The sequence below is a fragment of the Trebonia sp. genome, from assembly GCF_049794275.1.
Lineage (GTDB): Bacteria > Actinomycetota > Actinomycetes > Streptosporangiales > Streptosporangiaceae > Trebonia.
In genome coordinates this window covers 1-11,571 of record NZ_JBARCR010000399.1, presented here as the reverse complement: position 1 = coordinate 11,571, position 11,571 = coordinate 1, and the positions used below count along the sequence as shown (strand labels likewise).

14 protein-coding genes are annotated in these 11,571 nt (G+C 67.7%); 9 read left to right on the top strand and 5 right to left on the bottom strand.

The window, feature by feature from the left end:
- A partial coding sequence (locus WA805_RS10865) for an MASE1 domain-containing protein (RefSeq protein WP_425242278.1) occupies positions 1-780 on the bottom strand: 780 nt, incomplete at its 3' end.
- 438 nt (positions 781-1,218) lie between these two features.
- Entirely contained in the window at positions 1,219-1,386 is a 168-nt protein-coding gene (locus WA805_RS10860; RefSeq protein ID WP_422273121.1) for a hypothetical protein, read from the bottom strand.
- Between the two features lie 992 nt (positions 1,387-2,378).
- Here WA805_RS10860 and WA805_RS10855 point away from each other — a divergent pair.
- Positions 2,379-3,212 (top strand): class I SAM-dependent methyltransferase, encoded by an 834-nt coding sequence (locus WA805_RS10855; RefSeq protein ID WP_422273119.1) that lies wholly within the window; start codon positions 2,379-2,381, stop codon positions 3,210-3,212.
- Between the two features lie 118 nt (positions 3,213-3,330).
- Here the strand turns inward: WA805_RS10855 and WA805_RS10850 are convergent, their stop codons facing one another.
- Positions 3,331-3,936 carry a TetR/AcrR family transcriptional regulator gene (locus WA805_RS10850; RefSeq protein ID WP_425242277.1) on the bottom strand — a complete coding sequence of 202 codons (606 nt, stop codon included), beginning with the start codon at positions 3,934-3,936 and terminating at the stop codon, positions 3,331-3,333.
- 111 nt (positions 3,937-4,047) lie between these two features.
- Here WA805_RS10850 and WA805_RS10845 point away from each other — a divergent pair, with 111 nt between their 5' ends.
- Positions 4,048-4,767: a maleylpyruvate isomerase family mycothiol-dependent enzyme gene (locus WA805_RS10845; RefSeq protein ID WP_425242276.1), complete on the top strand. Its 720-nt coding sequence runs from the start codon at positions 4,048-4,050 to the stop codon at positions 4,765-4,767.
- Positions 4,768-4,902: 135 nt separating this feature from the next.
- On the top strand, positions 4,903-5,175 hold the full coding sequence (locus WA805_RS10840) for a hypothetical protein (RefSeq protein ID WP_422273113.1): 273 nt from the start codon (positions 4,903-4,905) through the stop codon (positions 5,173-5,175).
- A gap of 49 nt (positions 5,176-5,224) precedes the next feature.
- Here the strand turns inward: WA805_RS10840 and WA805_RS10835 are convergent, their stop codons facing one another.
- Positions 5,225-6,319 carry a helix-turn-helix transcriptional regulator gene (locus WA805_RS10835; RefSeq protein ID WP_425242275.1) on the bottom strand — a complete coding sequence of 365 codons (1,095 nt, stop codon included), beginning with the start codon at positions 6,317-6,319 and terminating at the stop codon, positions 5,225-5,227.
- A 151-nt stretch (positions 6,320-6,470) separates the two neighbouring features.
- Here WA805_RS10835 and WA805_RS10830 point away from each other — a divergent pair, with 151 nt between their 5' ends.
- The 5 genes from WA805_RS10830 to pdxH all read left to right on the top strand — a co-directional run bounded on the left by WA805_RS10830 (position 6,471) and on the right by pdxH (position 10,033).
- Positions 6,471-6,764, top strand: coding sequence for a hypothetical protein (locus WA805_RS10830; protein ID WP_424560808.1), 294 nt, complete (start codon positions 6,471-6,473; stop codon positions 6,762-6,764).
- A 126-nt stretch (positions 6,765-6,890) separates the two neighbouring features.
- A complete protein-coding gene (locus WA805_RS10825; RefSeq protein WP_425242274.1) occupies positions 6,891-7,388 on the top strand; it encodes an SRPBCC family protein in 498 nt (165 codons plus the stop codon).
- A gap of 552 nt (positions 7,389-7,940) precedes the next feature.
- Positions 7,941-8,759 (top strand): class I SAM-dependent methyltransferase, encoded by an 819-nt coding sequence (locus tag WA805_RS10820; RefSeq protein ID WP_422279113.1) that lies wholly within the window; start codon positions 7,941-7,943, stop codon positions 8,757-8,759.
- Positions 8,756-9,343 carry a carboxymuconolactone decarboxylase family protein gene (locus tag WA805_RS10815; RefSeq protein ID WP_425239682.1) on the top strand — a complete coding sequence of 196 codons (588 nt, stop codon included), beginning with the start codon at positions 8,756-8,758 and terminating at the stop codon, positions 9,341-9,343. The genes WA805_RS10820 and WA805_RS10815 overlap by 4 nt, the downstream gene beginning before the upstream one ends.
- 93 nt (positions 9,344-9,436) lie before the next feature.
- Positions 9,437-10,033, top strand: coding sequence for a pyridoxamine 5'-phosphate oxidase (gene pdxH / locus WA805_RS10810; RefSeq protein ID WP_422287577.1), 597 nt, complete (start codon positions 9,437-9,439; stop codon positions 10,031-10,033).
- A gap of 124 nt (positions 10,034-10,157) precedes the next feature.
- Here pdxH and WA805_RS10805 read toward each other — a convergent pair whose 3' ends face one another.
- Positions 10,158-10,712: a GNAT family N-acetyltransferase gene (locus WA805_RS10805; RefSeq protein WP_425242273.1), complete on the bottom strand. Its 555-nt coding sequence runs from the start codon at positions 10,710-10,712 to the stop codon at positions 10,158-10,160.
- Between the two features lie 234 nt (positions 10,713-10,946).
- Between WA805_RS10805 and WA805_RS10800 the strand changes: the two genes are divergently transcribed.
- Positions 10,947-11,571 (top strand): arylsulfotransferase family protein (locus WA805_RS10800; protein ID WP_425242272.1); only part of this gene is annotated, 625 nt, incomplete at its 3' end.

Sequence of the window (11,571 nt, the reverse complement as noted above, 5' to 3'; positions counted from 1 at the left end):
CGCCGCCCACGCCAGGATCGGCAAGAACAGCAGGCTGGACGGTTCGTTGAAACGGAACGCCACGACCGAAAACCCGGCCGCGAGCAGGACAACGAGCACCAGTTCGAGCCACCGCGAGGACACCAGTGCCCGCCGCTGCGCCCACAGCAGCAACGTACCGCCGATCACCAGCACCGCGATTCCGTCCCCGGCCCACCATTGCAGCACCAGCCCCGGCCACCAGCCACCCTTGGTCGCCCAGCTCACAGTGGCCCCGACCAGTCCGCCGACTAGCGGCCCGAGCACCGCGGCGCCCAATACGAACCAGCTCAGGCCCACGCGGGTCGCGAGGTCCGGCCGCCGTCCCGCGCACAACCAGAGGACGAACAATGCGCCTGCCACGGGCTCCACCGCATTGGCCAGCGCCGATGCCAGCGCCACCGCGAGCGTCAGGTGATGCTGCAGATCGACGCCGACCTCGCTGACAACGATCGCGGCGATCACCACCGGCCAGCGCCGCCGCGCTATCAGCAGCAGGGCCGCTACATCGACACCCGACGGGGGATAACCGAACGCCAGGCCCGAGCTGAAGTGGTGCCACGCCAGCTCCGCACCCACCACGTACGCCCCGGCGATCACCGCGAACAGGCCCGCCGCGCGCCCTGCTGCCGATCGGCCCCAGCGTTCCACGTTCGCCAGGAACGCCATTGCTCCATAGGGCAGCCGGGCCGCGGCCAGCAGGAGACGCTGGCCGGCCAGTTCCAGCCCCGGCAGTCCGGGAGAGGCAGAGCGTGTCACCATGGTCAGCCGCCGAATAGAAAACCCGGCCGCCGCTGGCCGGCCATTACCGGCGTGGGACTGAACGGCTCATGGTGCAATCCCGCCTCCCCCTGATGCCCGCCACCGGCGAACATGCGACTGAGGCCAGTCCCGCTTCCTACATTCCTCACGAGTCGTCCAGTTTAGCTAACCGCTGTCCCACTTGCAGGCAGTATGTCTAATAGACCGGCCGACTCGCGATGTCAGACTGCCATAATGCCGCGCCGGAATGAACTGCGCAGTGCCGAGCCGGAGCCGCCGTCCACCTTGAGTACCACCCGGTGGCGAAAGAAACCAGGTCACGGCTGACGCGCCCGGTGAATATGCCACTCCTGTCCGTGTCCGCTAGGCCCGCTGACGCAGCGTTACTACTAGCCAGGAACCACCCGGGGGCGGCAACATTCCTCCCGGCCGCCGCAACTAGCCCCGCTTATGCTTGTGGAGGGCACGCCACGCCTGGGTCTTGTCGCCCTCATCCGGCCCGGCCTCGCCCCGGACCGCTGCCTCCACCTGCTCGGTCAGCTTCTCAGGGCTGCTGGCCGCGACAAGCGTCCGCTTGCCGCGGACCGCGACCCACACCCTTTCCACGGGATCAAACATAATGCCCCACCGGGGGAACCTGGCCCGGAGCCTGCGTGTGTCGTCAGCCGCGTGGGCGTCGACGTCTGGCATGGCATCCCCCCCAACTTGCTGAGAGCCAGCCTGTTTCCTCAGCATAGGACCGGGGAGCCTGGACCGCTGGGGGAATAGCCAGATCACTAAGAGCGGCGTTCCGCCGTTACCATGAGCCCGGATCCTATTTGCCCTCTTGGTGGTGCGTACCTGAGCCAGCACTTCGGGGCCTTCAGGCAGCACCGGGCAGGCCAACGGGACCAGTTCGCGGAGAAGGTGCCATCGCCGCTTCGCCGAAGCGGCCACTCCGCGCTCACCGTAACCGTGGCGGACCTCGAAGGGTTGACCAGCGCCTTGGGGGCCGGGCGCGGCGAAGCATCCGGTGCCTCCTCGCCCTGAGCCGCGCCGGCCGGCGGCCCGGCGCATCCTTCGCCGAGTAGGACCCGGTCTGGTGAACGAGTAGCCAATCGATCACATCCTCTGAGTTCTCGGCAGCTCGACGTCACGGCGGTGCGGTCATGCTGATCGTGGGCGGGACTGGCCAGTTCGGAGTCAGAAGAGGGTGGGCGATACCGGCTGCAGGGTGAGACGGTGGTCCCGCAGACTGCTCTGATACCTCTGGGGACCGGACGCGATAGTTTCGGACGGCTAAACTTCGCCGCGCATTCACCAGGATGACGGCGACAGAAAATGCTGTTCTGCGCGCCTCGAACGGACCGGACCGAGGAGGCTGTTCCAGTACAGAACGGCGGATACTTGATCGCAAGTATCCCGTCACGGCCAATTACGATGCGTAATCGGCGTTGGAGCAAGGGTCGGTTCCCTGCCGATTCGGGGTGGTCTGCCGCTGCGCCGGTCAGGCGAGCGGCTGCACGCGGAACTCCCTAATGCTCTGGCATACCCCCGTGACCGTCGCGGGCGCATCGGGCACCGGTCCAGGCAGGCTGGGCGGAGGTAGCGTTGTCGTCGTGGCGGTGAATGCGGAGCAGGCCGAGGACTGGAACGGGGCCAGCGGTCGGGAGTTCATCGAGCAGCGTGAGCGGCATGAGCAGATGCTGGGCCGGCTGAGGGCGCGGTTGCTGGCCGCCGCGGCGATCCAGGACGGGGAGTACGTTCTCGATGTCGGGTGCGGCTGCGGTGAGACGACTATCCTCGCGGCGCGCGCCGCCGGCAGCGGGCACGCTCTGGGCGCGGACTTTTCCCGGATCCAGGTGGCCGAGGCGCGCCGGCTCGCCGCTGCTGCTGGCGTCGCTAATGCCAGGTTCGAGGTCGCCGACGTCCAGGTGCACCCGTTCGGGGCCGGGGTCTTCGACGTGGCGCTGAGCAGCTTCGGTGTGATGTTCTTCGATGATCCGGCGGTGGCATTGGGCAACCTGCGGAAGGCGCTGCGGCGCGGCGGCAGGCTGGCGTTCGTCTGCTGGCGCACCCGCGCCGAGAACCCTGTCTTTACCACCGGGTTCGACGCGGCCGCGGCGATACTGGGCCTGCGCGAGATGCCTGGGCCGGGCGCTGCCTTCTCCCTCGCCGACACCGCACGAGCGGGCGCGCTGCTGAGCGGTGCGGGGTTCGGCGGCATGGAGTTCGTCAAGGCGGACGAGCCGATGCTCATCGGCCGTGACGTCGATGACGTGCTCGCGTACGAGCGCACCTCCCCGACCGCCACCGAGATCCTGACCGGACTCAGCCCGGCACAAGGCGACGAGCTGACCAGACAGGTCCGCGACCGCCTGATGACGTACGCATCGCCAGGTGGCGTAGTCATGCCCGGCGCGGCCTGGCTAGTCACCGCGCAAGCTGTATGAACCGGCTCCTTCGCTGAACCGCACCCGCCGTTCCGGTTCACGCGAGCAGTGCTGCACAGATCAGCTAATAGCGCAGGAAACAGTGTGCCGGTCGGGCTGGAGCGGAAGCGCGGCGGGGTCAGGTCGGGCCGAGGATGTGGTCGGCGAACATGGTGACGGCACTGTCGATGAGGCGTATGTACCGGTCACCGCCGGGGTCGTTGGCGAGTTGCTGGCCGGCCAGGCCGACGACTACCGCGGTCCAGAGGTCGAAGTCGGCTTCATTGCGGACCCCGGCGCGGGCGAGGGTGCTTCGGACGCTCGCGAGAACCTCCACGGCCAGCGCATACGAGTCAGGGGATGGCTGGTATCCGGGAATGGTGCGCAGGAACAGCAGCTGGTAACGAGCCTGGTCCTGGGCGGCGAACTCTAGGAAGATGCCGGCGACGGCCCGCAGCGCGCTGCGGGCATCGCCGGGGATCTCAGCGTCAGCGAACCGTCTTGCCAGCTCCAGGTTGCCGTCCGCGAACATGCGGTCGTAAAGAGCGTTCTTGGAGGCGAAGTAGGTATAGAGCGACTGGGGCTCCATGTCGACGGCATGCGCGAGCGCTCGCAAGGACAGGGCGGCCAGGCCGTCAGCGCGCACCATCGACCAGGCAATGTCGAGGATCTCCTGCTTGGTCGCCTCGTGCCGGTCATGGCGGCGGTCGCGGCGGCGGGGCCGGTCAGGCGTCGTCGAGGACATGAGTTGACTCTAGCCGATAATGATGCGATTATCCTGACAGTATTCGGAATTCCGAAAGGTAGACGGGGGTTCGCCATGGCGGGAGCAACGGCCGTCGGCGCAGGTGTCGCGGTGCCTCTGGGGCACCAGGAAGCGATGATCCTCGCGGCGGCGGAGTTCGACCGGATGGCGGCGCAGTTGCAGGCGCTATCCCCGCGCGACTGGGCGCAGCCGACGGTGTGCGAGCTGTGGGACGTGCGGGCGATGGCCGCGCACGTGCTCGGCATGGCCGAGGCGCAGGCCTCGTTCCGCCAGTTCGCCCACGACTTCCGCGCGGCCGGCAAACGGTCCAGCGGAAAGATGATTGACGAGATGTCGGCCGCGCAGGTGCGCGAGCGGACAGCTATGACGCCCGGCGCGATCGTCAGCCGGCTGGCGGCAGTGGCCCCCAAGGCCGTGCGCGCCAGGCGCCGGACACCGGCGCCCGTCCGATGGGCCGTGCGGCTCAAGAACGACCCGCCGTTCGATGCCGAGCGATGGCGCTACGGCTTCCTGGTGGATACCATCTTCACCCGCGACACCTGGATGCACAGACTCGACATCAGCCGGGCGACCGGCCGCCCCATGGAGCTCACCGCAGGGCACGACGGCCGCCTCATCGCCGACGTCGTCGCTGAGTGGGCGCGCCGCCACGGTCAGCCGTTCACCCTCACCCTGACCGGCACGGCCGGCGGGCAGTGGCGCTCAGGGGAGGCTGGGGAGCACCTCCAGCTCGATGCGCTCGACTTCTGCTGGATCGTCGCCGCCCGGCAGCCCGGCACCGGGCTCATGGCCACGAAGGTCCCATTCTGATTCCATCACCCACGTTCGGCGCAGCCAGGTCCCGCGACCGTAGCCCGCTGGCTGACCGTGCGTGTTAACCGCACCAACCGCAGTGACTGGCCGGGCAGCTAGGCCAGGCCAGCGCCGCTAACAGCAGGAGGAGCCATGGCAATCGCAACCTACTTCCATCCCCAGTCGCTCACCACATTGCAGTACGACGAAGCCATCCGGGAACTCGAAGCCGCCGGAGCCGCGAACCCGGCAGGCCGGGTTCACCACTCATGCTTCGGGCCCGACAACGCCCTGATGGTCTACGAGGTGTGGGAGTCACAGCAGGCCTTCGAAGAATACGGACCGGTGCTCATGCCGATCCTGCACAAGGCCGGGATCGACCCCGGAACGCCAGACGTCATGCCGGTGCACAATCTCGCCAGCTGACCAAGGGGGCCGGCCCCGCAGAGGTCGCGGGACCGGCCCGGGTAGCGGCTCATCTCCGTGTCCCGAGTCTGGTTCCCAGGGCGCGCGAGAGAACGGTGACGCGGTCATGGGCGCCAGTCTTGGCGAAAATCGACTTGAGGTGATCCTGGATTGTGTGCTCGGACAGCGACATCTGGCGCGCCATCGATCGCGTGTCGCTGCCCGTGGCAAGCAAGCCGAGCAGTTCGTATTCGCGGGCACTCAGCCCGAAAGCGCGGCCGAAGAGCTCGACCCGCTCGGAGGCGGACGCCTCCTCGATAGTGACGACGATCGTTGCCGCTCCGCTGGCGGGAGGCTGGTCCGGCGAAAGCCTGGCGGCACGCAGAGCAAGCCAGAAGCCGTCAGCCAGATGCGTGCGGGCGAACGCCGGATGCGCGTCGACGCCTTGCTCAACGGCCAGGAACTGGGCGGCGACGTTGTAGACGCTCGCCGGGATGGCCCTCTCGTCAGGCTCGGGCGGAAGCAGTGCATCCAGCCATCCGCGCGAAGCTGCCGTGCGGCTCGTGATCCGCAGGTCGTCGTCGAGTGTCAGGACGACCGGTCCGAGGTCCGGCCGATGCTGAGTCGCCGGGTCTACGAAGGTTCTTGCCTGGCAGTGACGAAGCGCGGTGGCCAGCGGCGCGGCGGCCGCGGCGAGGAACCCGGCGTCGGCGGCGCTGAACGAGCCACGGGTGTTGTTGCGCCACAGGTCGAGGAATCCCCAGCAGCCGAACTGGTCTGCGAATACCGTCGAAGCCACGTCGCCGATTCCGTATCTGCACAGCACATCGCGCCACATCGGGCTGCGATCCAGTTCTCCGCCGACGGCATCGTTCAGGGTTCCGGCGGGGGACTTCTGCAGTTGCAGGACTGTCCAGCGATTCACCGGGGTTGCGTACTTCGCCTTGATCAGGGCCGGGAGCTCGGGCAGGCACGGGACGTCGGCGACCGGCGCGATGCCGACCGTCGTAACGGGGTCAGTGAGCAGCCAGACGTATGCGTCGAAGTCGATAACCTCGCGGAGCACCGCCAGTATCTGCAGACGCAGGCTCCTGGCGTCGACGGGTTCCGAGACCACTGCGCCGATGCGCTCACGGGCGCGGACCCGCGCCCAGCTGTCGGCCACCAGATGAGCGTATGCCCTTGGAACCCTGTCGCTTGCCATACGCGGGCTGCCGCTGGCGGGTGACCCCCCAGATAGTCGGGATACTGCCGACCAGCGAGACGGCCTACCGTTCATTTCAATAGCAACTACGGCAACGCAACGGAGAAACCCGATGACGACGCTCCGGATCGAGCACGCGATCACCGATTATCAGCTCTGGAGGAGGGCATTCGACGGATTCGCGGAAGCACGCGCACAAGCGGGAGTTCGCAGCTTCGCCATCCGCTTGCCGGTGGATGACCCGCAGTATCTGATGCTTGACCTGGAGTTCGACTCGGCCGGGCCGGCGCAGACATTCGCCGATTTCCTGATGCAGCACGTGTGGTCATCACCAGCATCTTCGCCCGGCCTGGCCGGCGTGCCGCAGACCCGGATCCTCGACATCCTGTCCACCAGCGAACGCTAACTACCGGGCGCCCCGCGCCTGGGACTGTCAGCCGCCTTCCGCGACGATTGTGTTTGTCCCTGATCATCGCCGCCCAAGGCGGAGTGTCAGTGCCGCCCGTGTCAGCCGGCGAGCAACAATAGGTAAATGATGGAACGACTCGAAGTGGAACGGGCGGTGGCCGCGTCAGCGAGCGAGATCTTCGCTGTGCTCAGCGATCCTCGCGGGCACGTTGCGATAGACAGCTCCGGCATGTTGATGGAGGCTAGCGGGGACGTTGCCACCAAGGTGGGAGACACCTTCGTCGTGCACATGGACCGTGAAGCGCTCAACGACTATCCTCTCGGTCTTTACGATGTCACCGTTGAAATCGTCACGTTCGAGAAGGACCGGGAGATCGCCTGGACCGTGCACGGCCAGCTGAACCTCGGCCACGTATACGGCTACCAGTTGGAGCCAATCCAGGAGGGGACGCTCGTGACGTCCTACTACGACTGGTCAGCAGCCGAGCAGAGCTGGAAGGACGCGGCCATCTTCCCGGTGATCCCGGAGAGCGCGCTGCGGGCCACCCTCGGGATCCTGGCACGCACCGTCGCCCCCGGCAAGCCCCGCCCCCTTGCCCGGCCCAATGAGCGACCGCTGTAATAGCCCTGCGGCCGTCGGGGCGTGAGCCGGGTGGCCGGGCGGCTGCGACCAAAGGGGATGTGATGACCTGGCAGGCCGCATCAGGTGCGCCAGTCGAGCTGTCGCACGGCCACGACGGTGCAGCCGGCCTTCCGCAGCATGGCGGTACAGCGGTCCGCGCCCTGGTCGACGGTGCTGGCCGGAGCGACCACCGCGACCGGCGGCCGTGACCCTCGCGACTGGCTCCACGCCCGCAGTCTGCCAGTCGCCGACCGTGATCGGAGCGCTGGCCGGCCGAGTTTCCTGTCGCCGAATATTGGCGCGCCTGCGATCCGGCAGGCTTGGCGTCACGCGAGCGCAGATCCGCTGCTTCGGCGCGAGAGACCTGTCTGGGCTTGCCTGTGAACAACCACCGCCCGCAAACTGGTAACTCCGGCTGTAGGCCGATCCGCGGTACTCGCGGCCGGGCAAGTTTCGCCGGCCAGACCAGCCCGCTGGCCTGCGTGCGGTGACGATCTGTCCAGCTGATCGGCGGCAACACGGCAGCGGGCCTGGCTGCGCAGAGGAGCGGCGATGACGAGACCGGGCATGGACTGTCCTCAGTGGGCGACGGTGGATGAGGGCTGGGGTCGCAAGGCGGTGGACTTCGCAACGCTCAGCGAGCTGGGCAACTGCCGGGAGTATGTCGCTGTACACCATTGGCTGGGTGTGGATGTCGGGGATCGGTTGCTCGACGTGGCTTGCGGGTCCGGGCTCGCGATCGAACTGGCGCGCCTGCGCGGCGCTTCCTGTTCCGGTATTGATGCCTCGGCAAGGCTGGTCGCGGTGGCCAGGGACCGGAATCCCGACTGCGACATCAGGGTCGGCGATATGCACGCCGTGCCGTGGGAACCGGCGTCATTCGACGTCGTAACGAGCTTCCGGGGGATCTGGGGCACCACACCCGGCGCGGTTGCCGAGATATTCCGGGTCTTGTGCCCCGGCGGACGCGTCGCGGTAACGGTGTGGGGGCATCTGAAAGTGTCTCCTGGAGCCTGGGCTCTGGCGCCGTTCCGCCTGGCTGCGACGGAGAAGGTCGGCAACCAGGCGGCGATGGTGTCGCTCGGGCGGCCTGGTGCGGGGGAGGAGGTCCTCACGTCCCATGGGTTCGTTGACATTGAACGCTTGGACGTTCCGTTCGCCTGGGAGTTCGCGGACCCGGAACTGTACGCGCGTGCGCTGGCCTCTACGGGTCCGGCCTATGAGGCCATCCAGAATGTCGGGGAGGCTGAGTTCCACCGGGCAGCCGTCGAGCAGGCCCAAGGGCAGCTACGGGACGGCTTGCCACTCCGGGCCGAAATCAAGGTCGTGGGCTACCTGGCCCGCAAACCCGAAGGAGCCAAACGCGCATGACTGGCAGCTTTCTCGGGGAGCCCTCGGTGTCCCCGCAGGTGCAGGCGCTCTACGACGAAGATCTCGCAGACGGCGGTTACGTATGGAACGTATCCCGGCTGTGGGCGCACCAGCCAGATACCCTGAAGGACCTGTTCGGGTTGATGTCTCAGGCATTCGCGCCGAGCGGCCTGACCTTCCGCCAGCGCGGGATCCTGGTCACTGCCGCCGCCTCAGCCCTCGGCGATTCATACTGCTCGCTGGCGTGGGGCGGGAAGCTGGGCAAAGCGTCGGACGCCGCCATCGCGGCGGGGGTCCTGACTGGCGGCGATGCCGGCCTGACAGATCAGGAGAAGGTCATGGCCGCGTGGGCCCGGAAGGTCGCCAGGGACCCCAACGCGACGACGCCCGCCGACATCCAGGCGCTCCGCGACGCCGGGTTCGATGACGGGCAGATCTTCGCCATCACTGCCTTCGTGGCCCTTCGCCTGGCGTTCTCCACCATCAACGACTCCCTCGGCGCTCAGCCCGACGCGGAACTCGCCCAGTCGCTGCCCCGCGAGGTGCGCGAGGCTGTCACCTACGGCAGGCCAGTGGCTGGCTGAATTAATTTGCCGTCGGGTGAGCACCGCCGGGAGCGCGCCTTATTGTCCTGGCCTAGTGCAGACATGCTGCTGGATAGCCGCGAGACTGGGCGGGTGGATGTCACGGAGCTCGACGCCGACCCGCTGCGCCAGCTGTCTGTGTGGCTGGACGCGGCCCGTGCGGCCGGCCAGCCGATGCCGGAAGCGATGACCATCGCCAGTGCGACCGGCGACGGCGTTCCTTCGGCCCGCCTGGTGGTGCTGCGCGGCCTGCGGCGGGGGCTGGTCTTCTTCACCGACTGCGAGAGCGATAAGGGTGCTGAGCTGGCGGCGAACCCGCAGGCGGCGGCGGTGCTGCACTGGCTTGTTCCGGCGCACCGTCAGGTACGGGTGGCCGGGCCGGCCGAGCGGGTGAGCCAGGACGAAGCGGACGAGTACTGGAGCACGCGCGCCGACGCCGTCCGTCTGGTCGCGGCCGCCTCGCGGCAAAGCCGCGTCGTCGCCAATCGGGCGGTCCTGGAAACGCAGGTCAGGGAAACCCTGCGGCGCCACCCCGGCGGAGCTGGTGTTCCCCGGCCGCAGCGCTGGGGCGGCTTCCGGGTGCTGCCGTCCCGCGTCGAGTTCTGGCAGGAATCGCCGGACGGTCTGCACGACCGGATCCGCTACCGCCGGGCGGGCAGCGGCTGGATCATCGAGCGGCTGTCGCCGTAACCATCGGTGGCCTCGGGAACCAAGGGTCACCACCACCGCGAAACGCTCCAAATCGCCGATTATTTGCTTCGCGCGGTCATGCGGTCACCCGAGATGCCGGGCGCAGAATATTCGTTCACGGCGTTCAGCCGGGGCCAGGTCGCGTCTGCGGACGCCGGTCTTCGCGCAGTAGTCCGTAGACAAGTACGCCGACGTACTCGCCGCGCAAGAATGACCTGCCGCGCATCAGGCCCTCCCGCCGGAACCCGACGCGTTCGAGGGCTTTCTGCTCGCCGATGTTGCCATCATTCGTGAGCGCTTCGATGCGGTACGCGGTCGTGTGGTCCAAAAGGTACTCCACAAGCAGGTCCTGGGCTGCCGTCGCGAACCCCTGCCGGCGATGCTCGGGCCCAATCCCTACCCCGATCTCGTAGGTAACGCCGGACGGGAAACCGCGCGGCTTCCAGGTGGCGATGCCGACAACGGTCCCGTCCTGGCGCACCACAGCGACGGCCGAGGAGCCGGCGGAGATGTAACCATCGTGCTCCCACCGCCTGCGCCGTGCCCGCGGGTCAGTGAATCCCGGCCACTCGAACTCTCCCAGCACGTCGGGGTCGGTGCACAGACGGTCGAGAAACGGGAGGTCGTCTTCGGCGAAAGCCCGCAAGCGCACCGGGCCAGCCGAACCTTCCGGGGTCATAGGCACCATTATCGGCGACCTCGGCGGGGTGGGTACAGCGACAGCCGCAGCAGAGGTTGCAGCGACCAGCCACCGGATCGCGGCGGTGACCCCGTCCACCCCGAGGACTACGGCGTGCCTGTTCACGATGCCAGCGGTAACTGGTCGCCGCATAGCGGGAACGGCGGAGTGGGCTGCTCGTTATAGCGCGTGAGAGGAATTTCGGCGGGGCGGCGAACTGTCTCGGAGGTTCTGGTGAAGTTCAAGGTAGCCGCGGCCCTGGGGACTGGCGCTCTGTGCGCTGCGGTCGCCTCGTGCTCGCCGGGATCGCCAGCGACAGCGACAGCGACAGCGGGCTCGCAAGCACCACCGGTCACCGTGCTGACCAAGGGCGCGGACAACGGCAACGGCGATATCTTCCTGGCCCCGCAAAGCAGCGGCCAGTACGCCAGCGGCCCGGAGATCGTCAGCATCACCGGCACGGTGCTCTGGTTCCACCCGCTGCCTGCGGGCACGTTCGCCACCGACTTCCGCACCCAGACCTACCTGGGCAAGCCGGTGCTGACCTGGTTCCAGGGCGGCGGCAATGGCGGCGGCGAGGACGTTATCTACAACGACCGCTACCAGCAGATCGCCACCGTCAAGCCGGCGAACGGGTACCTGTCCGACTTCCACGAGTTCCTGATCACGCCGTGGAACACCGCGCTGATCCTCGCCGACACGATCGGCACCGCCAACCTGACCTCACTCGGCCTGTCCGCGCATCAGCAGGTCATCGACGGCGTCGTGCAGGAGATCGATATCAAGACCGGCAAACTGCTGTTCCAGTGGGACAGCGCCGGCCACGTGCCCTACAGCGACAGCTACGGGCCCTTGCCGC

What these genes read in the sequence shown, in the direction of transcription:
- WA805_RS10850 (WP_425242277.1), bottom strand. Translation starts at nt 3,936, where the DNA reads ATGTCCTCGACGACGCCTGACCGGCCCCGCCGCCGCGACCGCCGCCAT.
- WA805_RS10840 (WP_422273113.1), top strand. Translation starts at nt 4,903, where the DNA reads ATGGCAATCGCAACCTACTTCCATCCCCAGTCGCTCACCACATTGCAG.
- WA805_RS10830 (WP_424560808.1), top strand. Translation starts at nt 6,471, where the DNA reads ATGACGACGCTCCGGATCGAGCACGCGATCACCGATTATCAGCTCTGG.
- WA805_RS10825 (WP_425242274.1), top strand. Translation starts at nt 6,891, where the DNA reads ATGATGGAACGACTCGAAGTGGAACGGGCGGTGGCCGCGTCAGCGAGC.
- WA805_RS10820 (WP_422279113.1), top strand. Translation starts at nt 7,941, where the DNA reads ATGACGAGACCGGGCATGGACTGTCCTCAGTGGGCGACGGTGGATGAG.
- WA805_RS10815 (WP_425239682.1), top strand. Translation starts at nt 8,756, where the DNA reads ATGACTGGCAGCTTTCTCGGGGAGCCCTCGGTGTCCCCGCAGGTGCAG.
- WA805_RS10805 (WP_425242273.1), bottom strand. Translation starts at nt 10,712, where the DNA reads ATGACCCCGGAAGGTTCGGCTGGCCCGGTGCGCTTGCGGGCTTTCGCC.